The sequence below is a fragment of the Pseudomonas sp. NFACC41-3 genome (assembly GCF_900109505.1).
GTDB lineage: Bacteria > Pseudomonadota > Gammaproteobacteria > Pseudomonadales > Pseudomonadaceae > Aquipseudomonas > Aquipseudomonas chlororaphis.
In genome coordinates, this window is the sequence record NZ_FOAE01000002.1 from 825,255 (window position 1) to 844,525 (window position 19,271).

A 19,271-nucleotide genomic window follows, 5' to 3' on the forward strand; every position below is an offset into this window, starting at 1 on the left:
TTTGTGTCATTTGGTCGAGCAAATGCAGGCACCACAAGGCTTGGGGTTGAGCGACAGAGTTTTTTAGGCGCAGAATGGTCGCCCTTGGGGTTATACCTCGCCTGCTAGAAAAGGAAACTCGATGACTCGTCTTCGTGCCATCTGTACCGCGGTTGCTCTGGTTTGCGCCAGCGGCCAGGTGCTTGCCGATACCGCCAGCCACAACGCCAGTGCCGAAGCTTTCCTGACCCTGGCGCACGCTGACAAGCTGGGCACTCCGGTGTACATGCAAGTGCAGCAAATGTTCGCTCAGCGTTTTGAACAGACCAAAGCCCCAGAGTCGAAAAAAGCCGTGCTGGAAACCTACCAGGCCAAGGCCAACGCCGCCCTGGACCAGGCCATCGGCTGGAACAAGCTGAAGCCGGACATGGTCAAGCTCTACACCAGCAACTTCAGCGAATCCGAGCTCAAGGACCTGGTGGCGTTCTACCAGTCGCCGCTGGGCAAGAAAGTCCTGGAAAAAATGCCGCAGCTGACCCAGCAATCGGCCCAGATGACCCAGGCCAAGCTGGAAAGCGCGGTACCGGTAGTCAACAAGCTGCTGGCCGACATGACCGCCGAACTCGAGCCTAAGGCCGCACCGGCGAAGAAGAAGTAAGCGGAGCCAGGAATGACCATGCAACAACGTATCGAGTCGGCACTGGGCGCATTGCAGCCTGAGCATTTGCAGGTGCTGGATGAAAGCCACATGCACAGCCGCGGCCTGGAAACCCACTTCAAGGCCGTGCTGGTCAGCGAGCAGTTTGCCGGGCTCAACAGCGTCAAGCGTCACCAGAAGGTCTACGCGACCCTGGGCGAGCTGATGGGCCAGTTTCATGCGTTGGCGCTGCATACCTACACGCCAGAGGAATGGGCGAAGATCGGCGTGGCCCCGGCCTCGCCGACCTGCGCTGGCGGCAGCAAGCATTAACCACAGGTTTTTTGCTAGAATCCGCAACGCGCCGCTCAGTCGGCGCGTTTTTTTTGCATCCGGTTCACCCTTTGCGAGGGTAGCCACCTGGAGAATTACCCATGACACAACAGATTGTCGTGGCGGCACTGTATAAGTTCGTCACCCTCGAAGATTACGTTGCCCTGCGCGAACCGCTGCTCGAGGCGATGCTCGACAACGGCATCAAGGGCACCCTGCTGATCGCCGAAGAAGGCATCAACGGCACCGTTTCTGGCAGCCGCGAAGGCATCGACGGGCTGCTGGCCTGGCTCAAGAACGACCCGCGCATGGTCGACATCGATCACAAGGAATCGTACTGCGACGAGCAGCCGTTCTACCGCACCAAGGTCAAGCTCAAGAAAGAGATCGTGACCCTGGGCGTGCCCGGCGTCGATCCGAACAAGAAGGTCGGCACCTATGTCGAGCCGCAGGACTGGAACGCGCTGATCAGCGACCCGGAAGTGCTGCTGATCGACACCCGTAACGACTACGAGGTTTCGATCGGCACCTTCGAAGGCGCCATCGACCCGAAGACCACCAGTTTTCGCGAATTCCCCGACTACATCAAAGCCAACTTCGACCCGAGCAAGCACAAGAAAGTCGCGATGTTCTGCACCGGCGGCATTCGTTGCGAGAAAGCTTCGAGCTACATGCTCAGTGAAGGCTTCGGCGAGGTCTTCCACCTCAAGGGCGGTATCCTCAAGTACCTCGAAGAGGTGCCGCAGCAAGAGAGTAAATGGCAGGGCGACTGCTTCGTCTTCGATAATCGGGTGACCGTGCGTCACGACCTCAGCGAAGGCGACTACGATCAATGTCATGCCTGCCGCACGCCGGTAAGCGTCGAGGATCGCGCCAGCGAGCACTATGTGCCGGGTATCAGTTGCCCGCACTGCTGGGACACGCTGAGCGAGAAAACCCGCCGCAGCGCCATCGACCGGCAGAAGCAGATTGAACTGGCCAAGGCTCGCAACATGCCGCACCCGATCGGTTACAACTACAAGCAATCTTCTTCCGAGGCCTGAGCCATGTCTGCCCGCCTGCTCTATGTGATGGACCCGATGTGTTCGTGGTGCTGGGGCTTCGCTCCAGTGGCCGAGGCCCTGGTCGAGCAGGCGCGGGCCGCGGGCGTCGAGTTGCATCTGGTGGTGGGCGGCCTGCGGACCGGCAGCGGCTCGGCACTGGAGCCGACCACCCGCCGCTATATCCTCGAACACTGGCAGGCGGTCACCGAGGCCACCGGCCAGCCGTTCAAGTTCGAGGGCGCCTTGCCCGACGGTTTTGTCTATGACACCGAGCCTGCGTGCCGCGCCATCGTCACGGCGCGCAGCCTGGCGCCGGATTGCGCCTGGAAACTTTTGCGGCTGATCCAGTGGGCTTTTTACGTCGAAGGCCGGGATGTCACTCGCGCCAGCGTTCTGGTGGAACTGGCCGAGGAAGCGGGCGTGCCGCGCATCGAGTTCGCCGAGGCGTTCGATCGCGCCGAGCAGCATGCCGCGACCGCCGCCGATTTCACCTGGGTCCAGGACCTGGGGATCGCCGGTTTCCCAACGATGCTGGCCGAGCGCAATGGCCAGCTGGCCTTGTTGACCAATGGCTACCAGCCCCTGAGTGAGCTGTCTCCACTGCTCGGCCGCTGGCTGGAGCGTGCCGCCTGTGCGTGATCCACAAGCACCGGAACCCGTCGATCGCCTGAGCTGGGCGCAAGTCCGCCGGCTGGCACTGCAGCATAAAAAAGCCCTGTGGGTCGCCAATGGCGTGGCCGTCCTGGCGACGCTGTGCAGCGTGCCTATCCCGTTGCTGCTGCCGCTGTTGGTGGACGAAGTGCTGCTGGGGCATGGCGATGCCGCGCTGAAGGTGATGAACCATGCGTTGCCCGCGGGCTGGCAGAGCGCCGCCGGCTACATCGGCCTGATGTTGCTGATCACCCTGATGCTGCGTTGCTCGGCGCTGCTGTTCAACGTGCTGCAGGCCCGGTTGTTTGCCGGGTTGGCCAAGGACATTGTCTATCGCATCCGCCTGCGGCTGATCGAGCGCCTCAAGCGCATTTCCCTGGGCGAGTACGAAAGCCTGGGCAGCGGTACGGTGACGACTCACCTGGTCACCGACCTCGACACCCTCGACAAGTTTGTCGGCGAAACCCTCAGCCGTTTTCTGGTGGCCATGCTCACGCTGGTGGGCACCGCGGGCATCCTGATGTGGATGCATTGGCAACTGGCGCTGCTGATCCTGTTGTTCAATCCCCTGGTGATCTACGCCACGGTGCAGTTGGGCAAGCGGGTCAAGCACCTGAAAAAGCTCGAGAACGACAGCACCTCGCGTTTCACCCAGGCCCTGACCGAAACCCTGGATGCGATCCAGGAAGTCCGCGCGGGCAACCGCCAGGGCTTTTTCCTCGGCCGTCTCGGCCGGCGTGCCCAGGATGTGCGGGACTACGCGGTGGCTTCGCAATGGAAGAGCGACGCCTCCAATCGCGCCAGCGGGCTGCTGTTCCAGTTCGGTATCGATATCTTCCGTGCGGCGGCCATGCTCACCGTGCTGTTTTCCGATCTGTCCATCGGCCAGATGCTGGCTGTATTCAGCTACCTGTGGTTCATGATCGGCCCGGTGGAACAACTGCTGAACCTGCAGTACGCCTACTATGCCGCCGGTGGCGCGTTGTCGCGTATCAACGAGCTGCTGTCGCGGGCCGACGAGCCGCAGTATGCCGGCGGTGTCGACCCGTTCCAGGGGCGCGAGACCGTGGGTATCGAAGTCAGCGGCCTGAGTTTCGGTTACGGCGACGAACTGGTGCTGGACCAGATGAACCTATCGATCGAGCCGGGGGAGAAGGTGGCGATCGTCGGCGCCAGCGGCGGCGGCAAAAGTACCCTGGTGCAGCTGTTGCTGGGGCTCTACACACCGCAGGCGGGCGTGATTCGTTTTGGCGGCAAGACCCAGCAGGAAATCGGCCTGGAAACCCTGCGGGAAAACGTGGCGGTGGTGTTGCAGCATCCGGCGCTGTTCAACGACAGCATCCGCGCCAACCTGACCATGGGCCGCGAGCGCAGCGACGAAGCCTGTTGGCGGGCGTTGGAAATTGCCCAGTTGGACTCGACGGTCCGCGCCCTGGCCAACGGCCTGGACAGTGTGGTCGGTCGTTCCGGCGTGCGTCTGTCTGGCGGCCAGCGCCAGCGCCTGGCAATCGCGCGAATGGTCTTGGCCGAACCCAAGGTGGTGATCCTCGACGAAGCCACCTCCGCGCTGGACGCCGCCACCGAGTACAACCTGCACCAGGCGCTGACGCGTTTCCTCCACGGCCGGACCACGCTGATCATTGCCCACCGCCTGTCCGCGGTAAAACAGGCGGATCGGGTTCTGGTGTTCGATGGCGGGCAGATTGCCGAAGATGGCGACCATCAGCAGCTAATTGCCGACGGCGGCCTTTACGCCAAGCTTTACGGGCATTTACAGCAAGTCCAGCGACCTTGAGTTTTATCCGGTTTTCTGTGCTTAGTGCTTGAATTCTCTGGTGGAAATGACCCTCCTGGGACGCGGCCCTGTCGCGTCTCGACTGGCATCGTGCTTGAACGTCATGGCCTGTGCGTTCGAGGCGGCGGAAATTAGCCTAGTCTGTGCTGTCAGGAGCGGTATTTTCTCGGGTGTTCATCTGGCAGTGCTTATGCAAGGGACCTCATGAAGCAAAAGCGGACTCTCGGAACGCCACGGTTATTGGGCATCGTCTGGCCATTTATTGCGGTGGTGTTGTTTCAAGCGCTGTTGGGTGGCCTCAGCTTATATGTCCTTTCGGCGGTACGTGTTTACGTTGCCGGGGAGAGCCTTTGGTCCAAGGGCCAGAAGGACGCCATCTACTACCTCAATCTCTACGCCGACAGCCGCGACGAATCGATCTTTCTGAAGTACCAGAATGCTATTGCCGTGCCTCAGGGCGGGCATGAACTGCGGGTCGCGCTGGATCAGCAACCGCCCGACCTGAATGCCGCGCGGGCGGGGATTCTCAAGGGGGGCAACCACCCTGACGACAGCGACAGCGTGATCTGGCTGTACCTGAACTTCCGCCATTTCAGCTACCTGGAAAAAGCCATCGACCTGTGGACCGTGGGCGACAGTTATCTGGTGCAGCTCGACAGCGTAGCCCATGAAATGCACCGCAGCATTACCAGCAACCAGGCCTCTGAAGCCGATATCCAGCGCTGGAAGAACCAGATTTTCGCCATCAACGATGGCGTGACGCCTGCGGCCAAGGCCTTTAGCGATGCTCTAGGCGAGGGTTCGCGGGTCATCCTGCGGCTGTTGCTGATCACCAACCTGGCCACCGCGCTGGGGCTGATTGTCCTGGCCTTGCTGCGCACCCATAAGCTGCTGGCCCAGCGTCATGAATTCGCCAGCGCCCTGCAGTTGGAAAAGGAACGGGCGCAGATCACCCTGCAATCCATTGGCGACGGTGTCATCACCACCGACGTGGACGGCGCTATCGCCTACATGAACCCGGCCGCCGAGGAAATGACCCACTGGAAGGCTGAACAGGCGGTGGGACTGCCGCTGGCGGCCTTGTTCAACCTGCTGGATGAAAATGCCCAGGCCGATGGCTTCACCCTGATCGAGCACATTCTCAGCGGTCAGCTCAGTGGTGGCAGCGAGCACTCGAAGCTGATCCAGCGCCTGGATGGCAGCACGGTGTCGGTGACCCTGGTCGGCGCGCCGATCCAGAATGCCGGCAAGGTCAGCGGTACGGTGCTGGTGCTGCACGACATGACCCAGGAGCGCCAGTACATCGCCAACCTGTCCTGGCAGGCGACCCACGACGCCTTGACCGGCCTGGCGAACCGTCGCGAGTTCGAATACCGCCTGGAGCAGGCATTGCACAGCCTGAGCCGGCAACCGGGGCGGCACGCCCTGATGTTCCTCGATCTGGACCAGTTCAAGCTGGTCAACGATACCTGCGGCCATGCGGCAGGGGACGAGTTGCTTCGGCATATCTGCGCCTTGCTCCAGTCGGGGCTGCGCGAGGGCGATACCCTGGCGCGCCTGGGGGGCGATGAGTTCGGCATCCTGCTGGAGAACTGCTCGCCGGAAGCGGCGGAAAAGATCGCCGAAGGCCTGCGCCAGACGGTGCAGAACCTGCATTTTGTCTGGAAAGGCCGGCCCTTCGTCACCACGGTCAGCATTGGCCTGGTGCATGTGGCGCAAACCCCGACCACTCTCGAAGCATCACTGCGGGCAGCGGACATGGCGTGCTATATGGCCAAGGAGAAAGGGCGCAACCGGGTCCAGGTCTATCACGCGGACGACTCGGAGCTGTCCCTGCGGTTCGGTGAAATGGCCTGGGTACAGCGCCTGCACATGGCCCTGGAGGAAAACCGCTTCTGTCTTTATGCCCAGGAAATAGCCGCCCTGGGTCATGTGGACCGGCTCGGCGGGCACATCGAGATTCTGCTGCGCCTGCACGACGAGGCCGGGCGGATGATCCTGCCCGACAGCTTTATCCCGGCCGCCGAGCGTTACGGCCTGATGACCTCCCTGGACCGTTGGGTGGTGGAGAATGTGTTCAAGATCATCGCCGAATGCATCCGCGAGGAGCGCGAAGGGCCCCTGGCGATGTGTGCGATCAATCTGTCGGGCGCGACCATCGGTGACGAGGCTTTCCTGGACTTCCTGCGCGAGCAGTTCATCGTCCACGGTGTGCCACCGGACCTGATTTGTTTTGAAATCACCGAGACCAGCGCTATCTCCAATCTCGGTAGTGCGATTCGATTTATCAACGAGCTCAAGGGCTTGGGCTGTCACTTTTCGTTGGATGACTTTTGTGCGGGAATGTCGTCATTCGCTTATCTCAAACATTTGCCTGTAGACTTCCTCAAGATCGATGGAAGTTTTGTAAAGGATATGCTGGACGACCCGATCAATCGCGCGATGGTCGAGGTGATCAACCATATCGGTCATGTGATGGGCAAGCGTACGATTGCCGAGTTTGTCGAAACACCGCAGATTGAGCAGGCATTGTTGGAGATTGGCGTGGATTACGCTCAGGGCTACCTGATCGAGCGCCCGCAACTCTTCACCTGCGACAGTCTGCAGTGCCGGCCTTCGCGACCACAGCCTCTGTTATTCAAGGCTCCTGGCACGTTCCGTTGAATCTCTCGCTGATCCGTACCATCACCATCAAAAGGAGCCCCGACAGTGATCGACGCATTCAACAGAACCGGTCCGCTCATGGACGCTGCAAGCTATCCGGCCTGGGCCCAGCAGCTGATCCAGGATTGCAGCGAGAGCAAGCGCCGCGTGGTCGACCACGAACTGTACCAGCGCATGCGCGACAACAAGCTCAGCAACAAAACCATGCGCCAGTACCTGATCGGCGGCTGGCCGGTTGTCGAGCAATTCGCCCTGTACATGGCGCAGAACCTGACCAAGACCCGCTTCGCCCGTCACCCCGGGGAAGACATGGCGCGGCGCTGGCTGATGCGCAATATCCGGGTCGAGCTCAATCATGCCGATTACTGGGTGAACTGGAGCCGCGCCCATGGCGTGAGCCTGGAAGATCTGCAGGCGCAACAGGTCCCACCGGAACTGCACGCCCTGAGTCATTGGTGTTGGCACACCAGCTCCGCCGACTCATTGATCGTGGCGATCGCTGCGACCAACTACGCAATCGAGGGCGCCACGGGTGAGTGGTCGGCGCTGGTCTGCTCCACTGGCGTGTATGCGGCGGCCTTTCCCGAAGAAGAGCGCAAGCGGGCGATGAAGTGGCTGAAAATGCATGCCCAGTACGATGATGCGCATCCTTGGGAGGCGCTGGAAATCATCTGTACCCTGGCCGGCATGAAGCCGAGCAAAGCCTTGCAGGGCGAGCTGCGCCAGGCGATCTGCAAGAGTTATGACTACATGTACCTGTTCCTGGAGCGTTGCATGCAACAGGAAAAGACCCCAGCGGCCCGTGAGCGGATGGCGCTGGTCGAAGGTTGAATGGCGGCCTCCGATGGAGGCGGCCCCAGCTATTTCTCAGCCAGCCATTGCCAGGCGATTGCGGCCTTCGCGCTTGGCCACATACAGCGCGCTGTCCGCACGACGCAGCAGGCTCTCGGCTGATTCCCCCGGCAGCAGGGTCGAGCAACCCAGGCTGACCGTCAGCTCGATCAACTTGCCATCCGCCCAGTAATCCTTGGCCTGGGCTGCCTGGCGCAGCCGTTCTCCCACCATGGCGGCGGCATCGCGGCCGGTATTGGACAGCAGGATCAGGAACTCCTCGCCGCCAAAACGAAACACCATGTCGACGTTGCGCAACTGCGCCTTGATGGCCGCGGCAACAGCCTTGAGCACTTCATCGCCGGCGCTGTGGCCGTGGCTGTCGTTGATTCTCTTGAAGTGATCGATATCCAGCATCAGCAGCGACAGTGGGTGCAGGTGGCGGCGGGCCATTTCGATTTCCCGTTGCAGTGTCTGGTCCATGGCGATCCGGTTGCCGGTATCGGTCAAAGGGTCGCGCAGGGCGCTACGGGTCGCGGCCCGATAGAGCAGGGCGTTGCGCATCGGATAAAGCAGGGTGGACAGCAGGGACTCCAGATGGCCCTGTTCCTGGTCGCTGAAACGCTGATTGCGCCGAAATACCAGCTCGCCCATGGTCTCGCCTTCATGGCTCAGGCTGTAGCTGATGGAGTGGTGGCCGCGCTGGCCGAACTCCAGGCGCAGGTCGCTGGGCTTGTGCTGGTAAACCAGGGCATCCAGGGGCACAAGGCGTTGGGTTTCGCGGAAGAACAGGCCGAGAATGCGTTGCGGTTCCAGGCTGGTCTGTAATTGCAGGCTCAGTTGCTGGCGCAACTGGGCAAGGCTGACCGGGCGTTGCAGGAGTGGTGACTGCTGGCCAAAGCCCAGGCGTTGCAATTTGGCGCTATCGAAGTCAATTGCGTTGGTCTGGGTGGGTATTTTCATATGGCGTGAGCCCCTGGGCACGTAATGCAGTCTTACTGGCTGGGTGAGAGCGGCTCATGGCTGCACGTCATACTGTTCCATCAGTCCCGTAGGACAAGCGATCACAGTCTAATCCGCTTTACGGGCCGTTATAAGCCCCGACTCGATCGTCGCTGAGTTTCGCCAATACATTGCCTATTTGAGGGAGATGAGAGCGAAAGTCATGCCATTCGCTTCATCCGAGTAAAATGCTTTTGAATTCAGCGGGTTGGCTGACAGTTCCAAGGCTTGGGGTGACCCAGGATGGCATTTGTCTGGCGATGACAGGGTGGAAGACTGCCAGGAAAGGAGTGCCGCGACGGTATTCCGCCGCGGCCAAAGAAAGGATTACTGGGCGTCGAATGCCTGGCCGTTGATCCCGTTACTGTCCGGACCCATGAGGTACAGGTAGACCGGCATGATCTCCTCGGGGGCCGGGTTGTTGCTCGGGTTTTCCCCTGGATAGGCCTGGGCGCGCATGCTGGTGCGGGTAGCGCCCGGATTGACACTGTTGGCGCGCACCGGTGCGACACCGTCGACTTCGTCGGCCAGGGTTTGCATCAGGCCTTCGGTGGCGAACTTTGAAACGCCATAGGCGCCCCAGTAGGCACGGCCCTTGCGGCCAACGCTGCTGGAGGTGAACACCACCGAGGCGTCCTGGGACAGCTTGAGCAGCGGCAGCAGGGTACTGGTCAGCATGAACATGGCATTGACGTTGACTTGCATCACCCGCATGAAGTTCTCGCCCGACAGCTGTTCCAACGGCGTGCGCGGACCAATGATCGAGGCATTGTGCAGCAGGCCATCGAGGTGACCGAACTCGGCTTCGACCATGGCGGCCAGCTCGTCGTACTGGTGCGGCAGGGCGGTTTCCAGGTTGAACGGAATCACCACCGGCTGAGGGTGGCCGGCGGCTTCGATCTCGTCATAAACCTGGATCAGGTTGGCTTCGGTCTTGCCCAGCAGCAATACGGTGGCGCCGTGGGCGGCGAAGGTCTTGGCGGCAGCGGCGCCGATGCCGCGACCGGCGCCGGTGACCAGGATGACCCGATCCTTGAGCAGTTCGGGGCGGGCGGAATAATCAAACATAAAAACCTCGGGAAATCAGAAGCGAAAGCCTGGGCCGATCAGCAACTGCATAGCGCCTGGTCCAGGACCTGGCGCAGTTCCAGCGGATGGTCGACCACCACGTCGGCGCCCCAGTGCTTGGGATTGTCGTCCGGATGGATGTAACCGTAGGTCACGGCGGCGGTCCTGGTGCCTGCGTCGCGGCCCGATTCGATGTCACGCAGGTCGTCGCCGACGAACAGAACGCTGGCCGGGTCGAGGTCGAGCATCTTGCACGCCAGGATCAACGGTTCCGGATCGGGTTTGCTGTTCTTTACGTGATCCGGGCAGATCAGCAGGGCGGAACGTTCCGCCAGGCCCAGCTGCTGCATGATCGGCTCGGCAAAGCGCACCGGCTTGTTGGTGACCACGCCCCAGAGCAGATTGGCCTTCTCGATATCGGCCAGCAGCTCGGCCATGCCGTCGAACAGCTTGCTGTGCACTGCGCAATGCTTGAGGTAGCGCTCCAGAAACTCCAGGCGCAGATCCTCGAACCCCGGGGATTCCGGGTCCATCGAGAAGGTCACGGCGACCATCGCCCGGGCGCCACCGGAGATTTCGTCACGGATATGTTTGTCCGTGATCGGCGCGAGGCCGCGGTCGGCGCGCATGGCTTGGCAGATGGCGATGAAGTCCGGCGCGGTGTCGAGCAGGGTGCCGTCCATGTCGAAAAGAACTGCTCTGATACGCATGGGCTTATTCCTCCCGCAGGGTCTGGATCATGTAGTTGACGTCGACGTCGGCGGCCAGCTTGTAGTGCTTGGTCAGCGGGTTGTAGGTCAGGCCGATGATGTCCTTGACGGTCAGGCCGGCGTCGCGGCTCCAGGCACCCAGTTCGGAAGGCCGGATGAATTTCTTGAAGTCATGGGTGCCGCGTGGCAGCAGCTTCATGATGTATTCGGCGCCGATGATGGCGAACAGATAGGCCTTCGGATTGCGGTTGATGGTGGAGAAGAACACCTGGCCACCGGGCTTGACCATGCGAAAGCACGCGCGGATCACCGAGGAGGGGTCTGGTACGTGCTCGAGCATCTCCAGGCAGGTGACGACGTCGAACTGCTCGGGCATCTCCTCGGCCAGGGCTTCGGCGGTGATCTGCCGGTATTCGACGTTCACCCCTGACTCCAGTTGATGCAGCTGTGCCACCGCCAGCGGGGCCTCGCCCATGTCGATGCCAGTTACCGTGGCGCCGCGCTGGGCCATGGCTTCGCTGAGGATGCCGCCGCCGCAACCGACGTCGAGGACTTTCTTGCCGGCCAGGTTGACACGCTCGTCAATCCAGTTGACCCGCAGCGGGTTGATATCGTGCAGCGGTTTGAATTCGCTCTCGCGGTCCCACCAGCGATGGGCGAGGGCTTCGAATTTGGCGATTTCGGCGTGGTCGACGTTACTCATGGGTAATCCTCTGAATCTGGAAAATTCTGGCTGTCGGTCTCGAGCCGGGCTCGAGGGTTCCTGCTATTCGGTATGGCCGCTGATGCGCCGGCCCCAGGCTGTCGCCGTGGCGTGCAGCTGTTGTTCGTCCATGCGCGTCAGGCGCCGGTCGTCGAGCAATTGCTTGCCGGCGACCCAAAGGTGTTTCACGCAATCGTGGCCGGTGGCATATATAAGCTGCGAAACCGGGTCATAGATCGGTTGCTGCGCCAGGCCGGACAGGTCGAATGCCACCAGGTCCGCGGCCTTGCCGAGTTCCAGCGAGCCGATCTCGCTCTCCAGGCCCAGGGCCCGCGCGCCGTTGAGGGTGGCCATGCGCAGCGCCTGGTGGGCATTCAGGGCGGTGGCCGAGCCTGCCACGGCCTTGGCCAGCAGTGCGGCGGTGCGGATTTCGCCGAGCAGGTCCAGGTCGTTGTTGCTGGCGGCCCCGTCGGTGCCTACCGCAACATTGACGCCAGCCTGCCACAGCCGTTCCACCGGGCAGAAGCCGCTGGCCAGTTTCAGGTTCGACTCCGGGCAATGAATGACATTGCTATTGGTTTCTACCAGCAAAGCCAGGTCGTCATCGCTGATTTGGGTCATGTGTACGGCCTGGAAGCGCGGCCCGAGCAGTCCCAGTCGCGCCAGGCGCGCCAGGGGCCGCTCGCCGTGCCGGGCGATGGCCTGCTCCACTTCGAAGGCGGTTTCATGGACATGCATATGAATGGAGGCATCGAGTTCTTCGGCAATGATCCGGATCTTCTCCAGGTTTTCGTCGCCGACCGTGTAAGGCGCGTGGGGGCCGAAGGTGATCTTGATGCGCGGATGATGCTTGAGATCGCTGAACAGCTCGACGCCCTGGCGGATGGCCTCGTCGGCGCTGTGGGCGCCCGGAATCGGAAAGTCGAGGACCGGAATGGCGATCTGCGCCCGAATGCCGCTGTTGTGCACGCGCTCGCTGGCAACCTTCGGAAAGAAGTACATGTCGGAAAAGCAACTGATGCCGCCTTTGAGCTGTTCGGCGATGGCCAGGTCGGTACCGTCGCGGACGAAAGCTTCATCGACCCATTTGGCTTCGGCGGGCCAGATGTGGTTCTCCAGCCAGGTCATCAATGGCAGATCGTCGGCCAGGCCGCGGAATAGGGTCATTGCCGCATGGCCGTGGGCGTTGATCAGGCCAGGGCTGAGCAGCATGCCCGGCAACTCGCGGACCTCGGCCGCCTGCAGCTTCAAGGCCTCGGCGCGCGGGCCGATGAACACGATGCGGCCGTCGCGGATACCCAGGCCATGCTCCTTGAGCACCACGCCGGCCGGTTCAACAGGCACCAGCCAGGTCGGCAACAGGAGTAGGTCGAGCGCAACGACAGGGTTCGGCATCGAAGATCGGTTCCAGGGCGTTTGTGGAGGATGGCGAAGTATACCCGAGCGTCTTCGCCGGGGGCTCGCTATAATCGGCGGCTTTTGTTCATGAGTGCGGGGTGAGGGATGCGCGATCGACTGTTGGCAGCGGAGAAGGTGAAGGCCATCGATTGGCGGGATGACGCCCTGTATCTGCTCGATCAGCGTATTTTGCCCTTCGAGGAAAGCTGGATTGCCTACACCAGCGCGGCTGGCGTCGCGCAGGCCATTCGCGAAATGGTGGTGCGTGGCGCGCCGGCGATCGGTATCAGCGCCGCGTATGGTGTGGTCCTGGCGGCGCGCGCGCGTTTTGCCGCCGGTGGTGACTGGCAGGCAGCGATGGAGCAGGACTTCGCACTGCTCGCCGACTCGCGTCCGACCGCGGTCAACCTGTTCTGGGCGCTGAACCGCATGCGTGAACGCCTGGAGCGCCTCAAGGGCCACGCCGACCCGCTGGCGGTGCTGGAGGCGGAAGCCCTGGCCATTCATGAAAGCGACCGCGAAGCCAACCTGACCATGGCCCAGTTGGGTGTCGACCTGATTCGCCGGCATCAGGGCAATGCCCAGGCCATCCTGACCCACTGCAATACCGGCGCCCTGGCGACCGGCGGCTTCGGAACGGCCCTGGGGGTGATTCGCGGGGCCTTTATCGAAGGTATGGTCGAGCGGGTGTATGCCAATGAAACCCGTCCCTGGCTGCAGGGTTCGCGGCTGACCGCCTGGGAGCTGGCCAACGAAGGCATCCCAGTGACCTTGAATGCCGACTCCGCTGCCGCACACATCATGAAAACCAAGGGCGTGACCTGGGTGATCGTCGGCGCCGACCGCATCACCGCCAATGGCGACGTGGCGAACAAGATCGGCACCTATCAGCTGGCGGTCAATGCAATGCACCACGGCGTGCGTTTCATGGTGGTCGCGCCGAGTTCGACCATCGACATGGCCCTGGCCAGTGGCGAAGACATTCCGATCGAGGAGCGTGATGGCAAGGAGCTGCTCGAGGTCGGCGGCAAGCGGGTAGGGGCGGATGTGGAGGCCTATAACCCGGTATTCGACGTCACCCCGGCGGACCTGATCGACGCCATCGTCACCGAGAAAGGCATAGTCGAGCGTCCCGACACCGCGAAACTGGCCCAGTTGATGTGCCGCAAGCGCTTGCACTGAGATCGTTTTGCAAAAGGTTTCGCTGACGGCTGCCGTGGGGTGGTCGTCAGTCCGGGAAAAAATCCGCATTTACGCGCGAAATCAGCCTCTGAGCTTCTCTCGTCTCTTATCAGCCTGTCACCGGTCAACTAACTATGCTCCATGCGCATCAGGGGGATAGGTGCGTGGCGGCGATTGTGATAACATCCGGCGGTTTCCAAGGTGGTCCGAAGTGACCGCCTTCACTGCGCAAATCCATGGCATAACTTGTTGATTTGTCGTAAGTCGGTGCATGGCACTAGGCCTGCAGCGGCGAGCTTCGTTCGTCCCATATGGATGTGACGAAGTTTCACCAGAAAAAGGAATCAGGCTTCTCATGGGCGAACTGGCCAAAGAAATCCTCCCGGTCAATATCGAAGACGAGCTGAAACAGTCCTATCTCGACTACGCGATGAGCGTAATCGTCGGGCGGGCACTGCCTGATGCGCGCGATGGCTTGAAGCCCGTGCACCGGCGTGTGCTGTACGCGATGAGCGAGCTCGGTAACGACTGGAACAAGCCGTACAAGAAATCTGCCCGTGTTGTCGGTGACGTGATCGGTAAGTATCACCCGCACGGTGATACCGCGGTGTACGACACCATCGTTCGTATGGCCCAGCCATTCTCCCTGCGCTACCTGCTGGTAGACGGCCAGGGTAACTTCGGTTCGGTCGACGGCGACAACGCGGCGGCCATGCGATACACCGAAGTGCGCATGACCAAGCTGGCGCACGAGCTGCTGGCCGACCTGCACAAGGAAACCGTGGACTGGGTGCCGAACTACGACGGCACCGAACTGATCCCCGCGGTCATGCCGACCAAGATCCCCAACCTGCTGGTCAACGGTTCCAGCGGTATTGCCGTGGGCATGGCGACCAACATTCCGCCGCACAACCTCGGTGAAGTCATCGACGGTTGCCTGGCCCTGATCGACAACCCGGAACTGACCGTCGATGAGCTGATGCAGCACATCCCGGGCCCGGACTTCCCGACCGCGGCGATCATCAACGGTCGTGAAGGCATCATCGAAGCCTACCGTACCGGCCGCGGGCGCATTTACATGCGTGCCCGCTCGATCATCGAGGACATCGACAAGGTCGGTGGCCGCCAGCAGATCGTCATCACCGAGCTGCCTTACCAACTGAACAAGGCGCGTCTGATCGAGAAGATCGCCGAGCTGGTCAAGGAGAAGAAGCTCGAAGGCATCACCGAGCTGCGCGACGAGTCCGACAAGGACGGTATGCGCGTGGTGATCGAGCTGCGCCGTGGCGAAGTGCCGGAGGTTATCCTCAACAACCTCTACGCCCAGACCCAGCTGCAGAGCGTGTTCGGTATCAACATCGTTGCGCTGATCGACGGTCGTCCGCGGATCCTCAACCTGAAGGACCTGCTGGAAGCCTTCGTGCGTCACCGCCGTGAAGTGGTGACCCGCCGTACCGTGTTCGAACTGCGCAAGGCTCGTGAGCGTGGTCACATTCTCGAAGGCCAGGCCGTTGCCCTGTCGAACATCGACCCGGTCATCGCCCTGATCAAGGCCTCGCCGACCCCGTCGGAAGCCAAGGAAGCGCTGATCAGCACGCCTTGGGAGTCCAGCGCGGTGATGACCATGGTCGAGCGTGCCGGCGCGGATTCCTGCCGTCCGGAGAACCTCGATCCGCAATACGGTCTGCGCGACGGCAAGTACTTCCTGTCGCCAGAGCAGGCACAAGCCATTCTGGAATTGCGTCTGCACCGCCTGACCGGCCTCGAGCATGAAAAACTGCTGGCCGAGTACCAGGAGATCCTCAACCAGATCGGCGAGCTGATCCGCATCCTCAACAGCGCCACGCGCCTGATGGAAGTGATCCGCGAAGAGCTGGAAGTGATTCGCGCCGAATACGGCGATGTGCGTCGCACCGAGATCCTCGATGCCCGTCTCGACCTGACCCTGGGCGACATGATCCCGGAAGAAGAGCGTGTCGTGACCATTTCCCACGGCGGCTATGCCAAGACCCAGCCGCTGGCCGCGTACCAGGCCCAGCGTCGTGGCGGCAAAGGCAAGTCGGCAACCGGCGTCAAGGATGAGGACTACATCGCTCACCTGCTGGTGGCCAACAGTCACACCACGCTGTTGCTGTTCTCCAGCAAGGGCAAGGTCTACTGGCTGAAAACCTATGAAATCCCCGAGGCGTCCCGTGCCGCCCGCGGTCGTCCGCTGGTCAACCTGCTGCCGCTGGATGACGGTGAATACATCACCACCATGCTGCCGGTCGAGGAATACACCGAGGGTCACTACATCTTCATGGCGACCGCCAACGGCACCGTGAAGAAGACCCCGCTGGAATCCTTCAGCCGTCAGCGCAGCGTCGGTCTGATCGCGCTGGAACTGGACGAGGGCGATGTGCTGATTTCCGCCGCGATCACCGATGGCGAACGCGAAGTCATGCTGTTCTCCGATGGCGGCAAGGTGACCCGCTTCAAGGAGTCCGACGTTCGTGCCATGGGCCGTACTGCCCGTGGTGTGCGCGGCATGCGTCTGCCGGAAGGGCAGAAGCTGATCTCCATGCTGATCCCGGAAGAAGGCAGCCAGATCCTCACCGCTTCGGCGCGGGGTTATGGCAAGCGCACGGCGATCACCGAGTTCCCTGAGTACAAGCGTGGCGGTCAAGGCGTTATCGCCATGGTCAGCAACGAGCGTAACGGTCGTCTGGTCGGCGCGGTCCAGGTGCTCGACGGCGAGGAAATCATGCTGATTTCCGACCAGGGCACCCTGGTGCGCACCCGGGTCGATGAAGTGTCCAGCCTGGGCCGTAACACCCAGGGCGTGACCTTGATCAAGCTGGCCAGCGACGAAACGCTGGTAGGCCTGGAACGGGTTCAGGAGCCGTCCGAAGTCGAAGGCGACGAATTAGAAGGCGAGGATGGCGAGGTGCTCGAGGGCGTCGTGCTGGATGCGGCGACCGACTCGGATGATGCCGTCGAAGGCCAGCAGGCTGACGCCGCAGGCGAAGAAGAGTCGCAAGACTAAATAAATCGTAGCAGGGCAGAGTGTTTGCTCTGTCCGCTACCGTGAATGCATAGCGAGAGTGGATGTGAGCAAACGAGCCTATAACTTCTGCGCAGGTCCCGCTGCGCTACCTGAAGCTGTCCTGTTGCGTGCCCAGGCCGAATTGCTGGATTGGCATGGCAAGGGCCTGTCGGTCATGGAGATGAGCCATCGCAGCGATGAGTTCGTCTCCATTGCCACCAAGGCCGAGCAGGATCTGCGTGATCTGCTGAATATCCCCTCGAACTATAAAGTGCTGTTTCTGCAAGGCGGCGCCAGCCAGCAATTTGCTCAGATCCCGCTGAACCTGTTGCCGGAAAATGGCACGGCCGACTATATCGACACCGGTATCTGGTCGCAGAAAGCCATTGAAGAAGCCTCGCGCTACGGCCATGTCAATGTGGCTGCCACCGCCAAGCCTTACGATTACTTCGCTATCCCTGGCCAGAACGAATGGCAGCTGTCGAAAGACGCGGCCTACGTGCACTATGCGCCGAACGAAACCATCGGCGGCCTGGAATTCCAGTGGATCCCGGAAACCGGCGACGTTCCGCTGGTGGCCGACATGTCTTCCGACATCCTCTCGCGCCCTGTGGATATCTCCCGCTTCGGCATGATCTATGCCGGCGCGCAGAAAAACATCGGCCCGAGCGGCATCCTGGTCAATATCGTTCGCGAGGACCTGCTGGGTCGCGCGCGTTCGCTGTGCCCGACCATGCTCGACTACAAGGTCGCGGCGGATAACGGCTCGATGTACAACACTCCGCCGACTCTGGCCTGGTACCTGTCCGGCCTGGTGTTCGAGTGGCTCAAGGAGCAGGGTGGGGTGGAAGCCATCGCCAAGCTCAATGACGTCAAACAGCGCACCCTGTACGACTTCATCGACGCCAGCGGCCTGTACAGCAACCCGATCAACAAGTCGGACCGCTCGTGGATGAACGTGCCGTTCCGCCTGGCCGATGACCGTCTGGACAAGCCGTTCCTGGCCGGCGCCGACGCGCGTGGCCTGCTGAACCTCAAGGGGCACCGTTCGGTAGGCGGCATGCGCGCCTCCATCTACAACGCCGTCGACATCAATGCGGTCAACGCGCTGGTGGCCTACATGGCAGAGTTCGAGAAGGAACACGGCTAATGTCTGAGCAAGAACTCAAGGCACTTCGCCTGCGCATCGACGCTCTGGACGAGAAAGTCCTGGAGCTGATCAGTGAGCGCGCGCGCTGCGCCCAGGAAGTCGCGCGAGTAAAGATGGCCTCGCTGGCCGAAGGCGAAGTGCCGGTGTTCTATCGTCCTGAGCGTGAAGCTCAGGTGCTCAAGCGGGTGATGGAGCGCAATCAGGGGCCGTTGGGCAACGAGGAGATGGCGCGGCTGTTCCGTGAAATCATGTCGTCCTGCCTGGCGCTCGAGCAGCCGCTGAAAGTGGCTTACCTCGGTCCGGAAGGCACCTTCACCCAGGCCGCGGCCATGAAGCACTTCGGTCACGCGGTGATCAGCAAGCCAATGGCGGCGATCGACGAAGTGTTCCGTGAGGTGGCGGCGGGAGCGGTGAACTTTGGCGTGGTGCCTGTGGAAAACTCCACCGAGGGTGCGGTCAACCACACCCTCGACAGTTTCCTGGAGCACGACATGGTGATCTGCGGCGAGGTCGAGCTGCGTATCCACCATCATCTGCTGGTCGGTGAAAACACCAAGACCGACAGCATCAGCCGCATCTACTCCCATGCCCAGTCCCTGGCGCAGTGCCGCAAGTGGCTGGATGCCCATTATCCGAATGTCGAGCGGGTGGCGGTTTCCAGCAACGCCGAGGCGGCCAAGCGGGTCAAGGGCGAGTGGAACTCGGCGGCCATCGCCGGCGATATGGCAGCGAGCCTGTATGGCTTGACCCGTCTGGCCGAGAAAATCGAGGATCGCCCGGACAACTCCACGCGCTTCCTGATGATCGGCAACCAGGAAGTGCCGCCGACCGGCGACGACAAGACCTCGATCATCGTTTCCATGAGCAACAAGCCCGGCGCTCTGCATGAGCTGCTGGTGCCGTTCCATGACAACGGTATCGATCTGACGCGTATCGAAACCCGGCCTTCGCGCAGCGGCAAGTGGACCTATGTGTTCTTCATCGACTTCGTCGGCCACCATCGCGATCCATTGATCAAGGGTGTGCTGGAAAAGATCAGTCAGGAAGCAGTGGCACTCAAGGTGCTGGGTTCCTACCCGAAAGCGGTTCTCTGAGGCTTT

Annotated in this window: 16 protein-coding genes; 11 read left to right on the top strand and 5 right to left on the bottom strand. The window is 61.6% G+C overall.

Annotated features, from left to right (window positions below):
* The first annotated feature begins 121 nt into the window (after window positions 1-121).
* The 7 genes from BMY68_RS13275 (at window position 122) to BMY68_RS13305 (ending at window position 7,933) form a co-directional block, all read left to right on the top strand.
* Complete coding sequence (locus tag BMY68_RS13275) at window positions 122-637, top strand: DUF2059 domain-containing protein (RefSeq protein ID WP_009045024.1); 516 nt, start codon at window positions 122-124, stop codon at window positions 635-637.
* Window positions 638-649: 12 nt separating this feature from the next.
* Window positions 650-949: a BolA family protein gene (locus BMY68_RS13280; protein ID WP_007932228.1), complete on the top strand. Its 300-nt coding sequence runs from the start codon at window positions 650-652 to the stop codon at window positions 947-949.
* A 101-nt stretch (window positions 950-1,050) separates the two neighbouring features.
* Window positions 1,051-1,992, top strand: a complete 942-nt coding sequence (locus tag BMY68_RS13285; RefSeq protein ID WP_085531787.1) for an oxygen-dependent tRNA uridine(34) hydroxylase TrhO — start codon at window positions 1,051-1,053, stop codon at window positions 1,990-1,992.
* A gap of 36 nt (window positions 1,993-2,028) precedes the next feature.
* Window positions 2,029-2,631, top strand: a complete 603-nt coding sequence (locus BMY68_RS13290; RefSeq protein WP_175534841.1) for a DsbA family protein — start codon at window positions 2,029-2,031, stop codon at window positions 2,629-2,631.
* Entirely contained in the window at window positions 2,624-4,438 is a 1,815-nt protein-coding gene (locus tag BMY68_RS13295) for an ABC transporter ATP-binding protein (RefSeq protein ID WP_092160476.1), read from the top strand. The genes BMY68_RS13290 and BMY68_RS13295 overlap by 8 nt, the downstream gene beginning before the upstream one ends.
* Before the next feature lie 204 nt (window positions 4,439-4,642).
* Window positions 4,643-7,102, top strand: a complete 2,460-nt coding sequence (locus tag BMY68_RS13300; protein WP_085531781.1) for an EAL domain-containing protein — start codon at window positions 4,643-4,645, stop codon at window positions 7,100-7,102.
* Window positions 7,103-7,147: 45 nt separating this feature from the next.
* Window positions 7,148-7,933, top strand: a complete 786-nt coding sequence (locus tag BMY68_RS13305) for an iron-containing redox enzyme family protein (protein ID WP_085531779.1) — start codon at window positions 7,148-7,150, stop codon at window positions 7,931-7,933.
* Between the two features lie 36 nt (window positions 7,934-7,969).
* On the opposite strand, the gene BMY68_RS13310 is transcribed toward BMY68_RS13305, so the two are convergent.
* The 5 genes from BMY68_RS13310 to BMY68_RS13330 form a co-directional block, all read right to left on the bottom strand.
* On the bottom strand, window positions 7,970-8,896 hold the full coding sequence (locus BMY68_RS13310) for a GGDEF domain-containing protein (protein WP_053262197.1): 927 nt from the start codon (window positions 8,894-8,896) through the stop codon (window positions 7,970-7,972).
* A gap of 366 nt (window positions 8,897-9,262) precedes the next feature.
* The gene (locus BMY68_RS13315) at window positions 9,263-10,003 is read right to left on the bottom strand and encodes a YciK family oxidoreductase (protein WP_085531777.1); all 741 of its coding nucleotides are present in this window, start codon (window positions 10,001-10,003) and stop codon (window positions 9,263-9,265) included.
* A 38-nt stretch (window positions 10,004-10,041) separates the two neighbouring features.
* Complete coding sequence (gene mupP, locus BMY68_RS13320; RefSeq protein WP_085531775.1) at window positions 10,042-10,713, bottom strand: N-acetylmuramic acid 6-phosphate phosphatase MupP; 672 nt, start codon at window positions 10,711-10,713, stop codon at window positions 10,042-10,044.
* Between the two features lie 4 nt (window positions 10,714-10,717).
* A complete protein-coding gene (gene ubiG, locus BMY68_RS13325) occupies window positions 10,718-11,416 on the bottom strand; it encodes a bifunctional 2-polyprenyl-6-hydroxyphenol methylase/3-demethylubiquinol 3-O-methyltransferase UbiG (RefSeq protein WP_007932212.1) in 699 nt (232 codons plus the stop codon).
* Window positions 11,417-11,479: 63 nt separating this feature from the next.
* Window positions 11,480-12,811, bottom strand: coding sequence for a TRZ/ATZ family hydrolase (locus tag BMY68_RS13330; protein WP_085531773.1), 1,332 nt, complete (start codon window positions 12,809-12,811; stop codon window positions 11,480-11,482).
* A gap of 108 nt (window positions 12,812-12,919) precedes the next feature.
* Between BMY68_RS13330 and mtnA the strand changes: the two genes are divergently transcribed.
* From mtnA to pheA, 4 genes are all read left to right on the top strand, one after another.
* Window positions 12,920-13,996 (top strand): S-methyl-5-thioribose-1-phosphate isomerase, encoded by a 1,077-nt coding sequence (gene mtnA / locus BMY68_RS13335; RefSeq protein WP_085531771.1) that lies wholly within the window; start codon window positions 12,920-12,922, stop codon window positions 13,994-13,996.
* A gap of 355 nt (window positions 13,997-14,351) precedes the next feature.
* Window positions 14,352-17,021 (top strand): DNA gyrase subunit A, encoded by a 2,670-nt coding sequence (gene gyrA, locus BMY68_RS13340; protein WP_085531770.1) that lies wholly within the window; start codon window positions 14,352-14,354, stop codon window positions 17,019-17,021.
* 64 nt (window positions 17,022-17,085) lie between these two features.
* Window positions 17,086-18,171: a 3-phosphoserine/phosphohydroxythreonine transaminase gene (serC, locus tag BMY68_RS13345; RefSeq protein ID WP_029527103.1), complete on the top strand. Its 1,086-nt coding sequence runs from the start codon at window positions 17,086-17,088 to the stop codon at window positions 18,169-18,171.
* Window positions 18,171-19,265: a prephenate dehydratase gene (pheA, locus tag BMY68_RS13350; protein WP_009045010.1), complete on the top strand. Its 1,095-nt coding sequence runs from the start codon at window positions 18,171-18,173 to the stop codon at window positions 19,263-19,265. The genes serC and pheA overlap by 1 nt, the downstream gene beginning before the upstream one ends.
* The last annotated feature ends 6 nt before the right edge of the window (window positions 19,266-19,271 follow it).